Origin of the sequence: Pseudomonas sp. BW16M2 (assembly GCF_014268865.1) — a bacterium.
Lineage (GTDB): Bacteria > Pseudomonadota > Gammaproteobacteria > Pseudomonadales > Pseudomonadaceae > Aquipseudomonas > Aquipseudomonas peradeniyensis.
In genome coordinates, this window is sequence record NZ_JABWRI010000009.1 from 172,012 (window position 1) to 192,370 (window position 20,359).

General features: G+C 66.1%; 17 protein-coding genes and 1 tRNA gene. 9 read left to right on the plus strand and 9 right to left on the minus strand.

The window, feature by feature from the left end; genetic code table 11:
* The first annotated feature begins 11 nt into the window (after positions 1-11).
* Positions 12-473, plus strand: a complete 462-nt coding sequence (locus tag HU735_RS11115) for a response regulator (protein WP_050705090.1) — start codon at positions 12-14, stop codon at positions 471-473.
* Positions 474-483: 10 nt separating this feature from the next.
* The gene (locus HU735_RS11120) at positions 484-2,868 is read left to right on the plus strand and encodes a hybrid sensor histidine kinase/response regulator (protein ID WP_186713547.1); all 2,385 of its coding nucleotides are present in this window, start codon (positions 484-486) and stop codon (positions 2,866-2,868) included.
* Between the two features lie 55 nt (positions 2,869-2,923).
* Here the strand turns inward: HU735_RS11120 and HU735_RS11125 are convergent.
* Positions 2,924-2,998: transfer RNA gene (locus tag HU735_RS11125), tRNA-Gln, on the minus strand.
* A gap of 320 nt (positions 2,999-3,318) precedes the next feature.
* Between HU735_RS11125 and HU735_RS11130 the strand changes: the two genes are divergently transcribed.
* A complete protein-coding gene (locus tag HU735_RS11130) occupies positions 3,319-3,561 on the plus strand; it encodes a hypothetical protein (protein ID WP_050705088.1) in 243 nt (80 codons plus the stop codon).
* Positions 3,562-3,667: 106 nt separating this feature from the next.
* On the plus strand, positions 3,668-4,753 hold the full coding sequence (gene zapE, locus HU735_RS11135) for a cell division protein ZapE (protein WP_186713548.1): 1,086 nt from the start codon (positions 3,668-3,670) through the stop codon (positions 4,751-4,753).
* 96 nt (positions 4,754-4,849) lie between these two features.
* Here zapE and HU735_RS11140 read toward each other — a convergent pair whose 3' ends face one another.
* Complete coding sequence (locus HU735_RS11140) at positions 4,850-6,739, minus strand: propionyl-CoA synthetase (RefSeq protein WP_186713549.1); 1,890 nt, start codon at positions 6,737-6,739, stop codon at positions 4,850-4,852.
* A gap of 153 nt (positions 6,740-6,892) precedes the next feature.
* On the opposite strand from HU735_RS11140, the gene HU735_RS11145 reads away from it, so the two are divergent.
* On the plus strand, positions 6,893-8,182 hold the full coding sequence (locus tag HU735_RS11145) for a leucine-rich repeat-containing protein kinase family protein (RefSeq protein WP_186713551.1): 1,290 nt from the start codon (positions 6,893-6,895) through the stop codon (positions 8,180-8,182).
* 61 nt (positions 8,183-8,243) lie between these two features.
* Positions 8,244-9,110, plus strand: a complete 867-nt coding sequence (locus HU735_RS11150; protein ID WP_186713552.1) for a LysR family transcriptional regulator — start codon at positions 8,244-8,246, stop codon at positions 9,108-9,110.
* Here HU735_RS11150 and HU735_RS11155 read toward each other — a convergent pair.
* The 5 genes from HU735_RS11155 to HU735_RS11175 form a co-directional block, all read right to left on the minus strand.
* Positions 9,084-10,241, minus strand: coding sequence for an HPP family protein (locus HU735_RS11155; RefSeq protein WP_186713553.1), 1,158 nt, complete (start codon positions 10,239-10,241; stop codon positions 9,084-9,086). The two genes, HU735_RS11150 and HU735_RS11155, sit on opposite strands and share 27 nt — an antisense overlap.
* Positions 10,242-10,644: 403 nt before the next feature.
* The gene (locus HU735_RS11160; protein WP_186713555.1) at positions 10,645-11,964 is read right to left on the minus strand and encodes an ATP-binding protein; all 1,320 of its coding nucleotides are present in this window, start codon (positions 11,962-11,964) and stop codon (positions 10,645-10,647) included.
* A complete protein-coding gene (locus HU735_RS11165; RefSeq protein ID WP_186713557.1) occupies positions 11,961-12,629 on the minus strand; it encodes a response regulator transcription factor in 669 nt (222 codons plus the stop codon). The genes HU735_RS11160 and HU735_RS11165 overlap by 4 nt, the downstream gene beginning before the upstream one ends.
* On the minus strand, positions 12,630-12,944 hold the full coding sequence (locus HU735_RS11170; RefSeq protein WP_186713558.1) for a PepSY domain-containing protein: 315 nt from the start codon (positions 12,942-12,944) through the stop codon (positions 12,630-12,632).
* Positions 12,944-13,252 carry a PepSY domain-containing protein gene (locus tag HU735_RS11175; RefSeq protein WP_186713560.1) on the minus strand — a complete coding sequence of 103 codons (309 nt, stop codon included), beginning with the start codon at positions 13,250-13,252 and terminating at the stop codon, positions 12,944-12,946. The genes HU735_RS11170 and HU735_RS11175 overlap by 1 nt, the downstream gene beginning before the upstream one ends.
* Before the next feature lie 311 nt (positions 13,253-13,563).
* Here HU735_RS11175 and HU735_RS11180 point away from each other — a divergent pair, with 311 nt between their 5' ends.
* Both HU735_RS11180 and queD read left to right on the plus strand, forming a co-directional pair.
* The gene (locus HU735_RS11180; protein WP_186713562.1) at positions 13,564-14,643 is read left to right on the plus strand and encodes a patatin-like phospholipase family protein; all 1,080 of its coding nucleotides are present in this window, start codon (positions 13,564-13,566) and stop codon (positions 14,641-14,643) included.
* Positions 14,644-14,696: 53 nt separating this feature from the next.
* Positions 14,697-15,053 (plus strand): 6-carboxytetrahydropterin synthase QueD, encoded by a 357-nt coding sequence (gene queD / locus HU735_RS11185; protein WP_023630589.1) that lies wholly within the window; start codon positions 14,697-14,699, stop codon positions 15,051-15,053.
* A 67-nt stretch (positions 15,054-15,120) separates the two neighbouring features.
* Here the strand turns inward: queD and HU735_RS11190 are convergent, their stop codons facing one another.
* Entirely contained in the window at positions 15,121-15,600 is a 480-nt protein-coding gene (locus HU735_RS11190) for a DUF1289 domain-containing protein (RefSeq protein ID WP_186713563.1), read from the minus strand.
* A gap of 409 nt (positions 15,601-16,009) precedes the next feature.
* Between HU735_RS11190 and acnB the strand changes: the two genes are divergently transcribed.
* Positions 16,010-18,619: a bifunctional aconitate hydratase 2/2-methylisocitrate dehydratase gene (gene acnB, locus HU735_RS11195; RefSeq protein ID WP_186713568.1), complete on the plus strand. Its 2,610-nt coding sequence runs from the start codon at positions 16,010-16,012 to the stop codon at positions 18,617-18,619.
* 183 nt (positions 18,620-18,802) lie between these two features.
* On the opposite strand, the gene prpD is transcribed toward acnB, so the two are convergent.
* Positions 18,803-20,287: a 2-methylcitrate dehydratase gene (gene prpD, locus HU735_RS11200; RefSeq protein ID WP_186713564.1), complete on the minus strand. Its 1,485-nt coding sequence runs from the start codon at positions 20,285-20,287 to the stop codon at positions 18,803-18,805.
* Positions 20,288-20,359 lie beyond the last annotated feature (72 nt).

Sequence of the window (20,359 nt, forward strand, 5' to 3'; positions counted from 1 at the left end):
GGCCGGACACCATGCTCAAGCCTATCCTGCTGGTCGAAGACAACCCAAGGGACCTCGAACTGACGCTGCTCGCCCTGGAGCGCAGCCAGCTGGCCAACGAGGTCATCGTCGTGCGCGACGGCGCCGACGCGCTGGACTACCTGCTGCGACGCAACGCCTATGCCGAACGCGATGACGGCAACCCGGCGGTGATGCTGCTGGACCTCAAGCTGCCCAAGGTCGATGGCCTGGAAGTGCTCAAGGTGGTGCGCGACACCGCCGAGCTGCGCAGCATCCCCATCGTCATGCTGACCTCCTCGCGGGAAGGCCCCGACCTGCGCCGGGCCTATGAGCTGGGGGTCAACGCCTACGTGGTCAAGCCGGTGGAGTTCAAGGAGTTCGTCACCGCCATCTCCGACCTCGGCATGTTCTGGGCGGTGCTCAATGAACCACCACCCGGTTCGTTGCGCCTGAACCGACGCGGCAGCAATTGAGGCGAACACGATGCAGCACACCCCGCTGAAGCTGTTGATGGTCGAAGACAGCGCCATGGATGCCGAGCTGATCCTGGTGCGCCTGGAGCGCAGCGGGCTGCAGGTGCAGTCGCGGCTGGTGTTCGACCATGTCGGCGCCGAGCACGCCCTGCGCGAAGCCACCTACGACCTGATTCTGTGCGACTGTGTGCTGCCGGGTTCCTCCGGTGCCGATGTGCTGGCCACCGCCCAGCGCATCGCCCCGCACGTACCGTTCATCTTCCTCTCGGGCATCTACGGCGAGGAGCACGCGGTGGAGATGATCCGCCTCGGTGCCACCGACTACGTGCTGAAGAAGAACCTGCCGCTGCTGCCCAAGGCGGTGCGCCGGGCACTGACCGAAGTGCAGGAGCGCCAGCGCCGGCGCCGCGCCGAGGAAGCCCTGGCCGAGGCCGAGGCGCGTGCGCGCATCGCCATCGACGCCGCCGGCATGGGCACCTGGGACTACCGCCCGCAGGACGGGCAGATGGTCTGGGATGATCGCTGCAAGATGCTGTTCGGGCTGCCCAGCGACACGCGGATGAACCTCGAGGTGTTTTACGCTGGCATCCATCCCGAAGACCTGCCGCGCGTGCGCGACAACGTGGAGCAGGCCATGCGCCCGGACAGCGACGGCCACTACCGCGCCGAGTTCCGCATCGCCCCGGCCGGTGCGCTGGAGCCGCGCTGGCTGCTGTCCACCGGCCAGACCCAGTTCGTCGACGGCCTGTGCGTGCGTTTTTCCGGCGTGCTGCAGGACATCCACCCGCAACGCCAGGCCACCCAGGCGCTGGAGCAGCTCAACGAGATGCTCGGCGAGCGGGTCGAGCGCCGCACCCGCGAGCGTGACCGAGCCTGGGAACTGTCCCAGGACCTGCTGGCAGTACTCAACAAGGACCTGACTCCCGTGGCGCTGAACCCTGCGTGGGAGACAGCGCTGGGCTTCCCTCGCGAGCGCCTGGCGCAGATCTCGCTGCTGCAGCTGCTGCCAGAGAACGACCAGGAAAGCTTCCTCACCGAGCTGGCCACGCTGTCCCAGGGACGCACCAGCGCTCGCTTCGTCGGCCGCATCCTGCATGCCGAAGGCCAGCAGCGCTGGCTGTCGTGGGTGGTGGTGGCGGACGACAACCTGCTGCACGTGGTCGCCCGCGACATCTCCAGCGAACGCGAGGCGGTGCTGGACCTGGCCGAGGCCAACAAGCGCCTGCGCGAGCAGATCACCGAGCGTGAACGCATCGAGGCCGCGCTGCAGCAGATGCAGCGCCTGGAAGCAGTCGGCCAGCTCACCGCCGGGGTGGCGCACGACTTCAACAACCTGCTGACGGTGATTCTCACCGGCGCCAGTTTCCTGCAGAGCGACCTGGACAAGGGCCAGCTGGACAAGGCCAGCAAGCGTCTGCAGCACATCCGCGAGGCCGGCGAGCGCGGGGCCAAGCTGACCGCCCAGCTACTGGCGTTCTCCCGCAAGCAGCGGCTTGAACCGGTGCCGCTGAACCTCAATCAGACCCTCGCAGGATTGGAAGAGCTGCTGCGCCGCACCCTGGGCGGCAGCATCACCGTGCGCCTGGAGCTGGACGCCGGTCTGTGGCAGGCGCTGACCGACCCGACCCAGACCGAGATGATCATCCTCAACCTGGCGATCAACGCCCGCGACGCCATGCCCGAAGGTGGCCAACTGACCCTGGCCACACGCAACACCCGGGTCAGCACCCGTACGCAACGTCCGGAAGAACCGGAGCCCGGCGACTACGTGGTGCTGAACATCCGCGACAATGGTTGCGGCATGAGCGAGGACGTGCTGGCCAAGGCGTTCGAGCCGTTCTTCACCACCAAGGATATCGGCAAGGGCTCGGGGCTGGGGCTGGCGCAGGTGTTCGGCTTCGCCAAGCAGTCCGGCGGCGGCGTGCGCATCGACACGACTCCGGGCCGTGGCACCCTGGTCAGTGTCTACCTGCCGGCGGTCAAGGCCCGCGCCGACACCTTGACGGCGGGACAGGACGAACTGCGTCCGCTGTCCAGGCAAGGCAGCGAACGGCGCATTCTGCTGGTGGATGACGACCACTTGGTGCGCGAAATGATCTGCGACCTGCTGCAACGCCAAGGCTACGAGGTGCAACAGGCACACGACGGCAAGCAGGCCATGGCGCTGCTCGACGAGCGCATTGACTTGCTGCTTACCGACTTCGCCATGCCCGAGTTCAACGGTGCGCAGTTGGCCCTGGCGGCTCGCGAGCGCTACCCACGGCTGCCCGTGGTGTTCCTCACCGGCTACGCGCAGTTGCAAGGGCTGGAATTGCCGGGGTGCCAGGTGCTGCAGAAACCGGTGCACGAACACGCCCTCGCCCAGACGCTGGCCGAGTTGCTGGAAAACCGGTAGGCAGAAACGAAAAAATCGCCGAAAGGCGATTTAGGGAGATGGTATAGCTTGAGAATGGCAGGGGCGGCTGGATTCGAACCAACGCATGGCAGGATCAAAACCTGCTGCCTTACCGCTTGGCGACGCCCCTGTATCGGATCTGGCGAGTGACTGATTCACCGCCTCACTGACAACCCCCTTGCAGCTCCGTGTGTTGCTGCTCGGGAATGGCCGGCACTTTAACAACCTTTTTTCGAGGTGGGAAGCTTTTTTTTAAAAAAATCACAGAAAAACAGAAGGTTAGTAGTACCAGCCCGATTTTGTTGGGTTTCTGCCGGCCCTATCGCGGGGCAAGCCCGCGATAGTCCCCACGACAACCATTCGTCGTAATTCCCCCGCCCCGCTTCAACACAATCGCATTCCTCCCTTCCAATCAGATAGACCCCATCGGCGCATCACAAGGAGGACGCCATGCCCGTTTCCCATGACCTCTACCAGGACCTGCACTACCCCCGCGAGATCGTCCAGCAGCGACGCCAGCACGACCCGCAGCTCGACCGCCTGCTCGACGAGTACATGGACATCGACAACCAGGTGCTGGCCGCCGAGTCGATCTCGGCGGGCAATTTCCAGGACGACGACCTGCGCCACCTCAAGGAGCGCCGCCTGGCGATCAAGTACATGATCGAGCGACAGCTGGAGCACAAGGCCTGACCTATCGCATTTCACGATCATTGCCCGACACATTCTCGATTGCTCAAAATGCCCGGCGTCGCGCAAGCTGCGCCCTGCCCCAGATCCGCCCCGAGGAGCCTGCCACTTGTCCACCTGGATTCCCGCGCCCTTGCGCCTGCTCGGCCAGCGCCTGCGCCACGAACCACCTGCGGACAGCGCCCTTGCGGGCTACTTCCAGGATCGCGCGGCGGCGCGCGGCTACACCCTGAGTAACGGGCAACGCCGGGTAATCGCGGCAATGGCCACGCAGTTGGCCACGCTCGCGACAGGCCAGGCACGCAGCCTGTACCTGCACGGCGCGGTCGGACGCGGCAAAAGCTGGCTGCTCGATGGCTTCTTCCAGGCCGTGCCGACCGTGGCCAAGCGTCGCCTGCACTTCCATGATTTCTTCGCCCGCCTGCACCAGGGCATGCATCGCCATCAGGCGCAGGACGATGCCCTGGAGGCGACCCTCGACGAGCTGCTGGGGGATTGCCGGGTATTGTGTTTCGACGAGTTCCACGTCCACGACATCGGCGACGCCATGCTGCTCACCCGGCTGTTCGATGCCCTGTTCGCCCGTGGCGTGTTCCTGCTGGTCACCTCCAACTACGCCCCCGAGGGGCTGCTGCCCAACCCACTGTACCACCAGCGCTTCCTGCCGGTGATCCGCCTGATCAACAGCCGCATGCAGGTGCTGGAAGTGAACGGGGACACGGATTTTCGCAGCCTGCCGGCCAACCGCGCGCATCAGCGGTTTACCCAGGGGCATTATGTCTGGCCGGGCACCCCGGAGCAGCGTCAGGCGATGGCGCTGCCGACAACTTCGCCATGCGTGCTGGAGATCAACAAGCGGCCGCTGCGCGCCCTGGCCTGCGAGGAACGGCTGGTAATGTTTGCCTTCGACGACCTCTGCGAGCAGCCCACCGCGGTGATCGACTACCTGGCCCTGGCCGAACGCTATGACCACTGGATCATCGAGGGCCTGGACGACCTGGCCGAATGCTCGCTGGCGGCGCAGCAGCGCTTCGTCAACCTGGTGGACGTGCTGTATGACCAGGATCGCCAGGTGACGGTGATCGGCAAACGGCCACTGGAACAGAGCCTGGGCGGGTCGCTTGCCGACCTGATGCGCACCCGCAGCCGGTTGGGACAGTTGCATCAGGTGGGGCCACGGTGCTCTATCGGCTGAGCGGGCCTCTTCGCGGGTAAACCCGCTCCCACAGGGTCCGCACCGCTCTTAAGATCGGCACCACTTCTGTGGGAGCGGGCTTGCCCCGCGATGAGTTCAACCTGCCCTGGGCAGGTCCGCCAGCACCCCTTCAATCTCGCCCAGCACCGCCGGATCATCCAGTGTCGAGGGCGGCACGTAGTCCTGCCCATCGGCAATCTTGCGCAGCACCGCCCGCAGGATCTTGCCCGAGCGGGTCTTGGGCAGGCGCTTGACCAGGCGCACCCGGTTGAAGCAGGCCAGCGCGCCGATCTGCTCGCGCACACTGGCCACCAGCTCGCCCTGCAACTGTGCTTCGCCAATCCCCTGGCCGTCCTTGAGCACCACCAGCGCCAACGGCACCTGGCCCTTGATCTCGTCGTGCACGCCGATCACCGCGCACTCGGCCACCGCCGGATGACGCGCCACCAGATCCTCCATTTCACCGGTGGACAACCGATGCCCGGAGACGTTGATCACATCGTCGGTGCGCCCCATGATGTAGACGAAACCGTCCTCGTCCAGGTAGCCGCCGTCACCGGTGTGGTAATAGCCCGAGTAGCTGTGCAGGTAGGCCTGCAGGTAGCGCTCGTGATCGCCCCACAGCGTCTGGCTGCACCCCGGCGGCAACGGCAGGGCGATGACGATCGCGCCCTGCTGGTTGGGCCCCAGCGGCTTGCCGTCGTCGTCCAGCACCTGCACGTGATAACCCGGCACCGCACGGTTGCTCGACCCCGGCCGTGCCGCGCTGCCTTCGAGACCGACGCAGGGCGCGGTCACCGGCCAGCCGGTCTCGGTCTGCCACCAGTGGTCGTGCACCGGCTTGCCGCTGACCCGCTCGAGCCATTCATGGGTACTCGAATCAAGCTTCTCTCCAGCCAGGAACAGCTGGCGCAGCGAACCCAGGTCATGACGGCGGATCAACTCGCCTTCCGGGTCTTCCTTGCGGATCGCACGCATGGCGGTGGGCGCGCAGAACAAGCCATTGACCTTGTACTGCTCCACCACCCGCCAGTAGGCCGAGGCATCCGGGGTGCGGATCGGCTTGCCCTCGTAGAACACCGTTGTGCAGCCGCTCATCAGCGGCCCATAGACGATCAGCGAATGGCCGACCACCCAGCCCACATCGGAAATTCCCCACCACACATCACCCGCCTGCATGCCGTAGACATGGCGCATGGCGTAGCACAGGGCGACCGCGTTGCCGCCATTCTCGCGCACGATCCCCTTGGGTTTGCCGGTGGTGCCGGAGGTGTACATGATGTACAGCGGGTCACCCGCGTCCAGCTCCACCGGCGCCACCGGCTCGGCGCCGAGCAGCGCCTGCTGCCAGTCCAGGTCGCGCCCGGCCTGCAGTTCAGCGCGCGCCTGCGGGCGTTGCAGCACCAGCACATGCCGCGGCTGATGGCGGGCCAACTGCAGGGCGCGATCGACCAGGGGCTTGTATTCGATCACCCGGTCGAACTCCAGCCCGCACGAGGCCGTGAGCAGCAGTGCCGGCCGGGCATCGTCGATGCGCAGGGCCAGCTCGTTGGCGGCAAAGCCGCCGAACACCACCGAATGCACCGCGCCGATGCGGGCGCAGGCGAGCATGGCCATGGCCGCCTGGGGCACCATCGGCATATAGATGATCACCCCGTCGCCCTTGCCCACGCCCAGCGAACGCAGCAGCCCGGCCAGGCACGCCACCTCGTCGCGCAGCTGGTTATATGTGAAGCTCTGCTGCACGCCGGTCACCGGCGAATCGTAGATCAGCGCCAGCTGTTCGCCACGGCCCAGCTCGATCTGGTGGTCGAGGGCCAGGTGGCAGCTGTTGAGGCGGCCGTCGGCGAACCAACGGTGAGTGCCGTCGGCGTTCTGCTGCAGGGTCTGGGTCGGCTTGCGCTGCCAGGCCAGTTGCTCGGCCTGGGCCTGCCAGAAGGCGGCGGGATCGGAAATGGAATGGGCGTAGCTGTGCTGATAGGTCATTGGTTCGCAACCCGGTACTTGTTGTTATTGAAGGGCGAACCTTGAGTATGGACCGGGGTGACAGCGCCGCCATCGGACTTAAGTCGCAACCCATATGCAGATTTGCCGCACCCGAGCGCTTACAATGCTCGGCCCTGAATACAGAACAGTCCCATGCATACCCTCGACGACCTGCGCGCCGGCCGCCTGCGCGGCATCACCCGCCTGAACCTCTGCCAGGAACTGACCGATTTCCCCCGGGAGATCTTCGACCTGGCCGACAGCCTCGAGGTGCTCGACCTCACCGGCAACAGGCTGAGCGACCTGCCCGCAGACCTGCACCGCCTGACCCGGCTCAAGGTGCTGTTCTGCTCCAACAACCGCTTCACCCACCTGCCCCACGCCATCGGCCGCTGCCAGGCGCTCGAGACCGCAGGTTTCAGGAGCAACCGCATCACCCGGGTCGACGCCCAGGCGCTGCCGCCCTCGCTGCGCTCGCTGGTGCTCACCGACAACGCACTGGAGCAACTGCCCGAAGCCTTGGGCGACTGTGCTCAGTTGCAGAAACTGATGCTCGCCGGCAATCGCCTGCGCGGCCTGCCGCAAAGCCTGGCGCGCTGCCAACGGCTGGAGCTGCTGCGCATCGCCAGCAACCGCCTGCAGGCCCTGCCCGACTGGCTGCTGCGCATGCCACGCCTGGCCTGGCTGGCGTATGCCGACAACCCACTGTCGCCGGGCCTGGTGGCTCCTGCCACGGACGGGCACTGCCCTGTGCTGCACTGGCAGGACATCGACCTTGGACAGGAACTCGGCCGCGGCGCCTCCGGGGTGATTCACCGTGCCCACCTGCGCGACCAGGATGCCCCGGTGGCGGTCAAGCTGTACAAGGGCGCGATCACCAGCGATGGCTCGCCGCTGGCGGAAATGAGCGCCTGCATCGCCGCCGGTGACCACCCGCAACTGGTGCGCCTGGCCGGACGCATCGACGACCACCCGCAACAGCTGCCGGCCCTGGTGATGCAACTGATCGACGCGCACTGGTCGAACCTGGCCGGTCCTCCCAGCCTCGACAGCTGCACCCGCGACCGCTACCCGGAAAACCGCCGCCTGAGCTTGCCCGCCCTGCGCCGCCTGGTCGGCGGTATCGCCTCGGTCTGCGCCCACCTGCATGAGCGTGGCTTGAGCCATGGCGACCTCTATGCCCACAACATCCTGTTCGACGACGATGGCCAGTGCCTGCTGGGGGACTTCGGCGCCGCCTCGTTCCATCCGCAGGACGGCGGCGCCCAGGCCCAGGCGCTCGAACGCCTGGAGGTGCGCGCCTTCGGCATCCTCCTGGAGGAACTGCTGCAGCAGTGCACCGAGCAGGAACACGTGCTGCTGGCACTGGCGCTAAGCTGCCAACAGGCCGATGTGATGGCTCGCCCGTCCTTCGCCAGCCTGGCGGCGCAATTACGCGGTTAAGCGCCCCACAACGGTGCAAAGCCTCTAGAATAGGCCACCCCTCCCGCCACAGAACCGCCCCATGGATATCGAGCAGGCCCGCACCTTCCTGGAAATCGTCCGCTGCGGCAGCCTGGTCGCCGCCGCCGAGCGCCTGTTCGTGTCGCAGACCGCGATCAGCGCCCGGGTCCAGCGCCTGGAGCAGCAACTGGGCTGCCAGCTGTTCGTGCGCAGCCGCAATGGCGCCAGCCTCACCAGCGACGGCGAGGCGTTCGTCAGCTATGCCAACCAGCTGGTGCAGACCTGGGAAGCGGCGCGCCGCGACCTGCCGCTGCCCCAGGGCTGCCAGCAGATGCTGCACGTGGGCGCCGAGGTGAGCCTGGGCAATCCGATGCTGCTCGACTGGGTCAGCGCCCTGCATTGCGAGCTGCCCAGCCACGCCATCCGCAGCGAGGTCAGCGACGGCGAATCGCTGTTGCGCAAGGTGGAGATGGGGCTGCTCGACGCCGCGCTGGTCTATCAGCCGACCTATGGTCCGGGCCTGCAGGTCGAACAACTGATGGAAGAGAAGCTGATCCGCGTGCGTCGGGTCGATGCGCCCGATCCCTATGTCTACATCGACTGGGGCGAGGCGTTCCGCCGCCAGCACGATGCCGCCCTGCCCGACCTGTCACGCCCGGCCCTGAGTTTCAACCTCGGGCCGCTGGCCCTGCAGTTCCTCCTAGACCGCGGCGGCAGCGGCTATTTCCGCACGCGAGTGGTGCAGGCCTACCTGCAGAGCGGCGTGTTCGAGCGCGTGCCCCAGGCACCAGAGTTCACCTACCCGACCTTCCTGGTGCATGCCCGCGAGCGTGACAGCGAGGCGCTGCAGCAGGCCTTCGCAGTGCTGCGCCGGCTGGTGGCCGCCGGCGAGAGTGACTGGTCACAGCGCTGGGACCCGCTGATCTGAGCCCGACGCGGCGGCGCTGAGCAGGTGTCGCTTGAGGCCGGCGATCAGGTCGGTCTGGGTGATCACCCCCACCAGGCGCTCGCCGTCGAGTACCGGCAGGCAGTGCAAGCCTCGCTCACTGAGCAACGGCAGCAAGCGTTCCAGCGGCTGCGCGCCGTCGACACTGACCACCCGACGGCTCATCACCTGTTCCAGGCGCACGGGCTGGCGACGGAACAGACCACGCCAGCTGAATCGCCCACGGGCCATGGCCGCGCCGACCAGGTCGCTGAGGCTGACGATGCCGACCAGGCGGCCATCTTCCAGCACCGGCAGGGTCTTCAGGTGGTGGTCGGCAAGCATCCGCCAGGCCTGCTCCAGGGTGGTGGCCGGGGTGGCGGCCTGTACGTCACGGGACATCACCGAACGCGCGGTGATGCCGCCCAGGCTGCGTTGCAAGGCATGCTGCTCGGTGGCCAGGATGATGCGTTCCAGCTCGTCGCGGGTGACATCGACGAATTCGCCGATCTCTGCCAGGGCCTGGTCCAGGTCCTCTCCCCGGATACCAACCCGTTCACCCGGCAATGGATCGTGGGTATGGTGCGGATCCTTGCGCGGCGCCGCGCCCTTGGGGTAGCGCACGCCGGTCAGACGGTTGTACAGCACCGCCACGCCCACCAGCACTAGCGCATTGAGCAGCACCGGTTCGAGCAGATGGTCGCCCATGGCCACCAGGCCCGGATCGGCCAGCACCGCGCTCACCGCCACGCCGCCACCGGGCGGGTGCAGGCAGCGCAACAGGCACATCGCCAGGATCGCGACACCCAGCGCCGCCGCCGCGACCCACAGGCCATCACCGAAACCGTGGCGCATGGCCAGGCCCACCACGCCGGCCATGGCATAGCTGCCCAGCACCGGCCAGGGCTGGGCCAGGGGCCCGGAGTGCACGGCGAACACCAGCACCGCCGAGGCCGCCAGCGGGCCGAGCAGGTGCAGGGCGATGGATGGGCCGTAGGCCAGGCTGCACAGATAGCCGGCGAGAAACAGGCCGAGCAGCGCGCCGAGGCCAGCGCGCAGCCACTCTTTCGGGGGAATGTTCAGGGGCGCCGGAAGCAGGCGCTGCAAGCGGGATGGGGGACGCGAGGCAGGCATCGAGGTATTCGGATCGTGTTCTTGTGCGGAAAAAGAAAGCCCAGCGCGACCGGCCTGGGCCCTGTGTTGCGCAATGCAATGGCGCAAGGGGCTCCGTCCATGGAGAGATGGAAACCGCAGGGTTTCGTGGGGAGGGATTGTGCCGGGTGTGGACAGTGACGGGCCAATTCAAAAAACTGCGGCTGTGCTGCAATTTTTTTGCAGGGTTGATCCGTTCCTCTTGAGGCCATGCGCAATCCTGTAGGAGCGGCCTTGCCGAGGCGTCGGACCGGTCGGAAAGGGCCGCAAAGCGGCCCCAGCGATCTTTGCGTCAACGCTGAAATCCTGGGGCTGCTACGCAGCCCTTTCCGACCGGTCCGACGCCTCGGCAAGGCCGCTCCTACAGGGAATTGCGTACCTCGGATCAACGCCCTTTACGCAGCAGATCAATGCTGACCCGCAGCCCGCCCTGTGGGCTTTCCAGCAGCGCAATCCGCCCGTCCCAGGCCTCGACGATATCGCGCACGATGCCCAGCCCCAGGCCATGGCCGTCGACCTGTTCATCCAGCCGCGAGCCGCGCTCGAGCACCTGCAGCCGCTGCGTCTCGGGGATGCCCGGGCCATCGTCGTCCACCCACAGCCGGTAACCCTCGGCGGTCGGTGCGATACCCAGGCGCACCTCGCTATCGGCCCATTTACAGGCGTTGTCCAGCAGGTTGCCGAGCAACTCCAGCAGGTCCTCGCGGTCCCAGGGCAACAACAGCCCGGGCGGTACATCGCGTTCGAGCAGCAGGCCCTCGCCATGGATCATGCCCAACGTCGCCAACAACCCCGGCAACTCGGCGTCGCAGTCGAACTGCGCGCCCGGCAGCGCGTCGCCGGCCAGGCGCGCGCGGTTGAGCTCACGGGCCAGGCGCTGCTGGATCTGCTCCAGCTGCTCGCGCATCTGCGCACGCACCTCGGGCAACCCCTGCAGGCGCTCGCTGGCAGCCAGGCTGAGCAATACCGCCAGCGGCGTCTTCAAGGCATGGCCGAGGTTGCCCAGGGCATTGCGCGAGCGGCGCAGACTGTCCTCGGTGTGGGCCAGCAGGTGGTTGATCTGGTCCACCAGCGGTTGCAGCTCGCTGGGCACCTGGGCGTCCAGCTGCGAGCGCTGGCCCTGCTGCAACTGGGCGATCTGCTGGCGCGCCCGTTCCAGCGGGCGCAGCGAGCGGGTCACGGTGATGCGCTGCAGCACCAGCACCAGCAGCAACGCCACCAGGCCCAAGCCCAGGCCGATCTGCTGCATGTGCCGGAAGCCCTCGCGCACTGGCGAATAGTCCTGGGCCACGCTGATCGAGATGTCCTGCCCCAGGCGCCGGTAATCACCACGATAGGCCAGCAGTTGCTGACCCTCGGGGCCCAGTTCGTGGCCATCGTCCAGCCCCGGCTTGCCGGGCTTGGGCATGTCCATGTCCCACAGCGAACGCGAGCGCCAGGTTCCCTGGTCGAAATCGATACGGAAGTAATAGCCCGAGAACGGCTGCTGATAAGCCGCCGACAGTCGTCGCTCGTCCAACTGCAAGCCGGACGGGCCACGCACCAGCGCCACCAGCAGGTTCTCGCTTTCCTTGCGCAGGCCGGCTTCCAGGTAGCGTTGCAGGCCGGCCTCGAACAGCCATAGGGTCAACTGCGCCAGGGCCAGCCCCACCACCACCAGCACCGCCACCAGGCCCAGGCTCAGGCGCGCCTGGATCGACTTCACGCGGCGCTCCCGGCGTACACGTAGCCCTGGCCGCGACGGGTCTCGATCACGCTGCGGCCGAGTTTGCGTCGCAGGTGATTGACGTGCACTTCCAGCACGTTGGAGTCGCGCTCGGTTTCGCCATCATACAGGTGCTCGGCCAGGTGGCTCTTGGACAGCACCTGCCCCGGGTGCAGCATGAAGTAGCGCAGCAGGCGGAACTCAGCGGCGGTGAGCTGGACATCGACACCCTCGCGGCTCACGCACTGGCGCGATTCGTCCAGGTGCAGGCCGGCCGCTTCCAGCTTCGGCTGGTTGGCCAACCCCTTGGCCCGGCGCAGCAGGGCTTGGATACGCAGCTGCAGCTCCTCGGGGTGGAACGGCTTGCTCAGGTAATCGTCGGCGCCGGCCTTGAGCCCCTCGATCCGCTCGGCCCAGGAGCCACGGGCGGTGAGGATCAGCACCGGGGTGGCCAGGCCGGACGCGCGCCACTGCGCCAGCACCTCGAGCCCCGGCAGGCCGGGCAAGCCGAGGTCGAGGATGATCAGGTCGTAGGGTTCGCTCTGGCCCTGGTACACCGCATCGCGGCCATCGGTCAGCCAGTCCACGGCGTAGCCCTGGCGTTGCAGGGCGGCGGTCAGTTCGTCGGCCAGGGGGACATTGTCCTCGACAAGCAGCAGGCGCATTCAGTCGTCTTCCTCGTCTTTGAGCAACTCGCCGGTGCGGGCATCGAGCTTGATCTCGCGCACCACGCCGGCCGGGGTCAGCAGTTCGACCTCGTACTCGTAGCGCTCGTGCTTCTCTTCCAGCTCCGCTTCCAACAGCCGCGCCCCGGGGTAACGCCCCAGGGCGGACTCGAGCAGTTGCTCCAGCGGCAGGATGATGCCCTTTTGCCGAAGGGCCAGGGCTTCATCCTGATCCAGGTCGCGCGCGGCGGCCAGCGAACACACGGCCATCAGGGCCAAGGCCAGGTAGCGTGCCGTTCGCGGTAGTGCAGGCATCAGTTGTCTCGCTCGTCCTTCAGGACTTCACCGGTCTTGGCGTCCAGGTCCACGTCCCATTCGACGTTCTGGGCATCGCGCAGGTCAACCTTGTAGATGTAGCGGCCATACTCGTTCTCGAGTTCCGAGTCGGTCACGGTGGCGCCGGGGTGTTTGGCGACGGCGGCGGCCTTGAGCTCGTCCAGCGACTTGATGGTGTTGGCGTTCACCAGCTTGACCACTTCGTCGGGCTGCACGTCCTTGGCGAAGGCGGCGTTGGCACCGAAAGCGAGGGCAGCGGCGGTGAACAGGGCAGTCAACGTTTTCATGAGGTTCTCTCCAGCGAGATATGTAATTTGTCTACGGGGTTAAGATTAACCACCGGTCCTTAACTCAACCTGAAAACAGCTGGCCGCATGATAGCGCAGCGCGTGGGTGCCCGTACGCAGTCCCTTTGTAGGAGCGGCCTTGTGCCGCGAAAGGGCTGCAAAGCAGCCCCGGCGATCTTTGCATCAACACTGAAATCCTGGGGCTGCTTCGCAGCCCTTTCGCGGCACAAGGCCGCTCCTACAGGGGGATGTGTACGTCCAGCCCAGCGATACGCTCTATACTGCCCGCCTGCCTCACCCGAGACCCCGCCATGAGCGCCATCCACATCAAGTACCCCGCCCTGACCTTCAAGGCCGGCCAGCGTGCCCTGCGGCAGATCCGCGAGCGCGGCCTGCGGGCCGCCGATGTCGGTGTGCTGCCCGGCGCCGCCGGTGGCCCCAAGCCGCTGGGGATCCAGGGCCTGGACCTGGCGTTGTTCGGTGAATGGCTGCCCAGCGCGCCGCGCCAGCGTGCGCTGATCGGCGCCTCGATCGGTGCCTGGCGCTTCGCCAGCGCCTGCCTCGACGACCCGGTCGCCGGCCTCCGCCGCCTGGGCGAGCTGTACACCGAGCAGGACTTCGCCAAGGGCGTGACGCCGAAAGAAATCAGCCAGAGCTGCCAGCGCATGCTCGACGACCTGCTGCAAGGCCGCGACGGGCAGGTCCTGGCCAACCCGCACTACCGCCTGAACATCCTGGTGGTGAAGAGCCATGGCCAGCTCGCCCACGACCACCGTGGCCGCCTGGGCATGGGCCTGTCCTCGGTGATCGCCAGCAACCTGTTGGGGCGCTCGCGCCTGGGCCGGCATTTCGAGCGGGTCATCCTCCACGACCAACGCGCCGCCCCGCCGCTGGAGCCACTGACCGACTTCCCGTCGCGCAGCCTGCCGCTGGAGCTGACCAACCTGCGCCACGCCCTGCTCGCCTCGGGCTCGATCCCCATGGTCATGGAAGGCGTGCGCGACATCCCCGGCGCCGGCGCCGGCACCTACCGCGACGGCGGCCTGCTCGACTATCACCTGGACCTGCCCTACCAGGGCGACGACCTGGTGCTCTACCCGCACTTCACCGACAAGGTGGTACCCGGCTGGTTCGACAAGGCCCTGCCCTGGCGCAAGGGCGACGCCACGCGCCTGCAGAACGTGCTGCTGATGACCCCGTCGCCGCAGTACCTGGCCGCCCTGCCCTACGGCAAGCTGCCGGACCGCAACGACTTCAAGCGTTTCATGGGCGACGCACCGGGCCGCAGGCGCTACTGGTACCAGGCCATGGCCGAAAGCCGGCGCCTGGGCGACGAACTGCTGGAGCTGATCGCCACCGGGCGGTTGCAGGATCGGTTGCAAGCCTTGTAGCGGGCATGCTGGTAGACTGCGCGCATTGTTGATTCACACAGAGTTATGCCAGCGTGGAAATCTTTAAGGAATTTACCTTCGAATCGGCTCACCGCCTGCCCAACGTCCCTGCCGGCCACAAGTGCGGCCGCCTGCATGGCCACTCGTTCAAGGTCGCCCTGCACCTGACCGGCCCGCTCGATCCGCACACCGGCTGGATCCGCGACTTCTCCGAGATCAAGGCGATTTTCAAGCCGATCTACGAGCAACTGGACCACAACTACCTGAACGATATTCCCGGCCTGGAAAACCCCACAAGCGAAGTGATCGCCAAGTGGATCTGGGATCAGGTCAAGCCGCTGCTGCCGGAGCTGTCGAAAGTGCGGATCCATGAGACTTGCACCAGCGGGTGCGAGTACACCGGCGACTGATCCCGGATCGTCACCGACCTCTTCGCGGGTAAAACCGCGAAGAGGCCAACACGCTCACCCCAGAGCGTCAGCCCTGCCCGCGATCCAGCGCGTCTCGCAAAAAGCTCGGCGCGATGTAGCGCTGGTAATGCGCCTCCGACAGCAGGAAGAATTCCCGGTCGATGGCATCGCGCAACTGCGGCAGTTCCCAGTCGCGGAATTCCGGCAGCAGCGCCATCCCGTACGCCTCCAGGTCACGGATCATCCGCGCCCCGCGGGCGATCAGCTGATACGCCCAGCAGTACTCCGACTGGTGCGCCACGAAGCGGATCGAACGCTGCTCCAGCTGCTGGCGCAGCAGCGCTTTGTCGAACACTTCCAGCTTGGCCATCATCACCTGCACCAGCAATTGCTCCAGGCGCAGCCAGACCGCGCGCTTCTGCTCGTCGTCGTAACCGTTCCAGTGGATCACTTCGTGGTGAAAGCGCTTGCAGCCGCGGCACACCAGGTCGCCGTAGACCGTGGAGCACAGGCCGACACAAGGGGTCTTGATGGATTGGTTGGACATGTAGAAACAACGGCTTGGCGGTGGAACACCGGTTCATGTTAGCCCTTTGTCTAACCAGGGTCACCCGTTAAAGTCATCTACGCCGCCTTACCTTCGGCTTATTTTTGCCGTAGAATCACTCCGCCTTTTCAAGGCAACAATGTCCGTTGGAAGCTGTTTTCAAAGCGTCACGAGCACAGTTCATCCGGTAGAACGGCGTTGGCCCTGTCCATGCAAGCGCGCATGGCCACGGCCAACCCCTCATCAGCCTTCCGTTCTACAGGCGTAAAACTTTGAAAGCAGCTTCTGTAAGGATTCTCTGCGACCCTGGCTTGCCGGCCCAAAAAGCCGTCTTGAGCGCATGGGTGCATGGGAATGCTGGATGAGCGTCCCGGACTCCCTTTAGGGACCACTGATGAGGGTAATAACTGTGCTTGAAGCCTACCGCAAACACATCGAAGAGCGTGCCGCTCTGGGTATCGTGCCCCAGCCGCTGAACGCCGAACAAACTGCAGGCCTGGTCGAGCTGCTGAAAAACCCGCCGGCCGGCGAAGAAGCCTTCCTCGTAGACCTGATCACCAACCGCGTTCCGCCAGGGGTGGACGAAGCCGCCTACGTCAAGGCCGCGTTCCTCTCCGCCGTCGCCAAGGGTGAAGCCAAGTCGCCGCTGATCGACCGCAAGCACGCCACCGAGCTGCTGGGCACCATGCAGGGCGGCTACAACATCGAGACGCTGGTCGCGCTGCTGGACGACGCCGAACTGGGCGCCGTCGCGGCCGAACAGCTCAAGCACACCCTGCTGATGTTCGATGCCTTCCACGATGTGGCTGAAAAAGCCAAGGCTGGCAACGCCCATGCCAAGGCCGTGCTGGAATCCTGGGCTGCCGGCGAGTGGTTCACCAGCCGTCCGGCGATCGCCGACAAGTACACCCTGACCGTGTTCAAGGTGCCTGGCGAAACCAACACCGACGACCTGTCCCCTGCCCCGGACGCCTGGTCGCGCCCTGACATCCCGCTGCACGCCCTGGCCATGCTGAAAATGGCCCGCGACGGCATCGAGCCTTCGCAGCCAGGTTCGGTCGGCCCGCTGGCCCAGATCGAAGCCGTGAAAGCCAAAGGCTTCCCGGTTGCCTACGTCGGTGACGTGGTCGGTACCGGTTCCTCGCGTAAATCCGCCACCAACTCGGTGCTGTGGTTCTTCGGCGACGACATCCCGTACGTGCCAAACAAGCGCGCCGGTGGTTTCTGCTTCGGCACCAAGATCGCCCCGATCTTCTACAACACCATGGAAGACGCCGGCGCCCTGCCGATCGAATTCGACTGCACCAACCTGGCCATGGGCGACGTCATCGACGTCTACCCGTTCAAGGGTGAAGTGCGCCGTCACGGCAGCGACGAACTGGTCACCAACTTCGAGCTGAAGACCGAAGTACTGCTCGACGAAGTCCGCGCCGGTGGCCGTATCCCGCTGATCGTCGGCCGTGGCCTGACCGAGAAAGCCCGCGCCGAACTGGGCCAGGCCCCATCGGACCTGTTCAAGAAACCCGAGCAGCCAGCCGCTTCGACCAAGGGCTTCACCCTGGCGCAGAAGATGGTCGGTCGCGCCTGCGGCCTGCCAGAAGGCCAGGGCGTGCGTCCAGGCGCCTACTGCGAGCCGAAGATGACCACCGTCGGTTCCCAGGACACCACGGGCCCGATGACCCGCGACGAGCTGAAAGACCTGGCGTGCCTGGGCTTCTCCGCCGACCTGGTGATGCAGTCGTTCTGCCACACCGCGGCCTATCCGAAGCCGATCGACGTCACCACCCACCACACCCTGCCAGACTTCATCCGCACCCGTGGCGGCGTGTCGCTGCGTCCAGGCGACGGCATCATCCACAGCTGGCTGAACCGCATGCTGATGCCTGACACCGTCGGCACCGGTGGCGACTCGCACACCCGCTTCCCGATCGGCATCTCGTTCCCGGCCGGTTCCGGCCTGGTAGCCTTCGCCGCCGCCACCGGTGTCATGCCGCTGGACATGCCGGAGTCGATCCTGGTTCGCTTCAAGGGCAAGCTGCAGCCTGGCATCACCCTGCGTGACCTGGTCCATGCCATCCCTTACTACGCCATCCAGAAGGGCCTGCTGACCGTCGAGAAGAAAGGCAAGAAGAACGCCTTCTCCGGCCGCATCCTGGAGATCGAAGGCCTGAACGACCTGACCGTCGAGCAAGCCTTCGAGCTGTCCGACGCCTCGGCCGAACGTTCCGCCGCCGGTTGCACCATCAAGCTGCCAGAGAAGGCCATCGCCGAGTACCTGCAGTCCAACATCACCCTGCTGCGCTGGATGATCGGCGAAGGCTACGGCGATGCCCGCACCCTGGAGCGCCGCGCCCAGGCCATGGAAGCCTGGCTGGCCAAGCCTGAGCTGCTGTCGGCCGACGCCGATGCCGAATACGCCGAGATCATCGAGATCGACCTGGCCGACGTCAAGGAGCCTGTGCTCTGCGCGCCGAACGACCCGGACGATGCCCGCCTGCTGTCCTCGGTACAGGGCGAGAAGATCGACGAAGTGTTCATCGGTTCGTGCATGACCAACATCGGTCACTTCCGCGCCGCCGGCAAGCTGCTGGACAAGGTCAAGGGTGGTATTCCGACCCGTCTGTGGCTGGCTCCGCCAACCAAGATGGACGCCCACCAGCTGACCGAGGAAGGCTACTACGGCATCTACGGCAAGGCTGGCGCGCGCATGGAAATGCCAGGCTGCTCGCTGTGCATGGGTAACCAGGCACGTGTGCAGACCGGTTCCACCGTGGTCTCCACCTCGACCCGTAACTTCCCGAACCGTCTGGGCGACGCCACCAACGTGTACCTGGCCTCGGCCGAGCTGGCTGCCGTGGCTTCGATCATCGGCAAGCTGCCGACCGTCGAGGAGTACATGCAGTACGCCAAAGACATCGACAGCATGGCTGCCGACGTCTACCGCTACCTGAGCTTCGACCAGATCGCCGAGTTCCGCGAAGCGGCGGCCAACGCCAAGATCCCGGTGGTTCAGGCGTAAGCAGCTGCAAGTGGTAAGTTACAAGCGGTAAGAAGAAGCCCCGGTAGAGATACCGGGGCTTTTTTGTTAGCGCCGCCGGCCTCATCGCTGGCAAGCCAGCTCCCACAGGATCTCGCAGTGCTCAAGGTCTGCGCCAAACCTGTGGGAGCTGACTTGCCAGCGATGAGGCCGCAACAGGCAACATCAAATCACGAACAGATCGACAAACCAGTGCACCGGCATGCCCTCCAGCCTCGCCTGGTCCTTGCACAACGCCACGATCGCCTCACAGCGCTGCCGCGCAAATCGCGTCGCCAGGTTCTCGCGGAACTTGGCCTCGAGCAACGGCATCCCCTCCTCCCGCCGCCGCCGATGCCCGATCGGGTACTCCACCACCACCTGCGGCGTGTGCGAGCCATCCTTGAAGAACACCTGCACGCCATTGGCGATGGAGCGCTTGTCGGCCTCCAGGTACTCGCGGCTAAAGCGCGGCTCCTCGACGATCACCATCTTCTCGCGCAGGCGGTCGATGCTCGGGTGCGCTGCGTGGAAGGCATCCTCGTAATGCTCGGCCACCAGGTCGCCGAAGATCAGCGGCACGGCGGTCATGTACTGCAGGCAGTGGTCGCGGTCCGCGGCGTTGGCCAGCGGCCCCTCCTTGGAAATGATGCGAATCGCCGACTCATGGGTGGTGATGACGATCCGGTCGATCTCGTGCAGGCGGTTGCGCACCTGCGGGTGCAGGGTCACCGCGGCTTCGCAGGCGGTCTGGGCGTGGAACTCGGCGGGGAAGCTGATCTTGAACAGCACATTCTCCATCACGTAGCTGCCCAACGGCTGCGGCAGGCGCAGTTCACGCAGCGACTCAGGCTTGAGCGCCAGGTCCTTGTTGGTGTGGCTGAACGACACATCGTAGAAGCCCCACTGCCTGGCGGTCAGCGCACCGGGCACGCCCATCTCGCCCCGCAGGGCGATATCGGCCAGGCGCACGCCGCGGCTGGAAGCATCCCCCGCCGCCCATGACTTGCGCGACCCGGCGTTGGGCGCGTGGCGGTAGGTGCGCAGGGCCTGGCCATCGACGAAGGCGTGGGACAGTGCCGACAGCAGTTGCTCGCGATTGGCGCCCATCAGCTTGGCACAGACCGCCGTGGAGGCGACCTTGACCAGCAGCACATGGTCCAGGCCAACCCGGTTGAACGAGTTCTCCAGCGCCAGCACGCCCTGGATCTCGTGGGCCATGACCATGGCATCGAGCACCTCGCGCATGACCAGAGGCGCCTCGCCATTGGCCACGCGCTTCTGCGACAGGTGGTCGGTGACCGCCAGGATGCCGCCGAGGTTGTCCGAGGGGTGGCCCCACTCCGCCGCCAACCAGGTGTCGTTGTAGTCCAGCCAGCGGACGATGCAGCCGATGTTCCAGGCGGCCTTGACCGGGTCGAGGCGGTAGCTGGTGCCGGGCACGCGGGCGCCATGTGGGACGAGGGTGCCCTCGACCAGCGGGCCGAGGTGCTTGGTGCATTCGGGGAAGCGCAGGGCCAGCAGGCCGCAGCCCAGGGTGTCCATCAGGCAATGGCGGGCGGTGCTCAGGGCTTCGGGGGAATCGACTCGGTAGCCGAGCACGTAGTCGGCGAGGGTCTGCAGGACCTGGTCGTAGTCGGGGCGGGTGTTGAGGTCTACGTTTGCGCTCATTCGTGGCTCCTTGATAACAGGGGCTGCTGCGCAGCCCATCGCCGGCAAGCCGGCTCCCACAAGGTTATGCGA

Coding starts and splice junctions, on each gene's coding strand:
- HU735_RS11155 (WP_186713553.1), bottom strand. CDS start 10,241: ATGCCTGCCTCGCGTCCCCCATCCCGCTTGCAGCGCCTGCTTCCGGCG.
- HU735_RS11115 (WP_050705090.1), top strand. CDS start 12: ATGCTCAAGCCTATCCTGCTGGTCGAAGACAACCCAAGGGACCTCGAA.
- HU735_RS11170 (WP_186713558.1), bottom strand. CDS start 12,944: ATGCCTGCACTACCGCGAACGGCACGCTACCTGGCCTTGGCCCTGATG.
- HU735_RS11130 (WP_050705088.1), top strand. CDS start 3,319: ATGCCCGTTTCCCATGACCTCTACCAGGACCTGCACTACCCCCGCGAG.
- HU735_RS11190 (WP_186713563.1), bottom strand. CDS start 15,600: ATGTCCAACCAATCCATCAAGACCCCTTGTGTCGGCCTGTGCTCCACG.
- HU735_RS11140 (WP_186713549.1), bottom strand. CDS start 6,739: ATGACCTATCAGCACAGCTACGCCCATTCCATTTCCGATCCCGCCGCC.
- HU735_RS11145 (WP_186713551.1), top strand. CDS start 6,893: ATGCATACCCTCGACGACCTGCGCGCCGGCCGCCTGCGCGGCATCACC.
- HU735_RS11175 (WP_186713560.1), bottom strand. CDS start 13,252: ATGAAAACGTTGACTGCCCTGTTCACCGCCGCTGCCCTCGCTTTCGGT.
- HU735_RS11120 (WP_186713547.1), top strand. CDS start 484: ATGCAGCACACCCCGCTGAAGCTGTTGATGGTCGAAGACAGCGCCATG.
- HU735_RS11150 (WP_186713552.1), top strand. CDS start 8,244: ATGGATATCGAGCAGGCCCGCACCTTCCTGGAAATCGTCCGCTGCGGC.
- prpD (WP_186713564.1), bottom strand. CDS start 20,287: ATGAGCGCAAACGTAGACCTCAACACCCGCCCCGACTACGACCAGGTC.
- HU735_RS11165 (WP_186713557.1), bottom strand. CDS start 12,629: ATGCGCCTGCTGCTTGTCGAGGACAATGTCCCCCTGGCCGACGAACTG.
- HU735_RS11180 (WP_186713562.1), top strand. CDS start 13,564: ATGAGCGCCATCCACATCAAGTACCCCGCCCTGACCTTCAAGGCCGGC.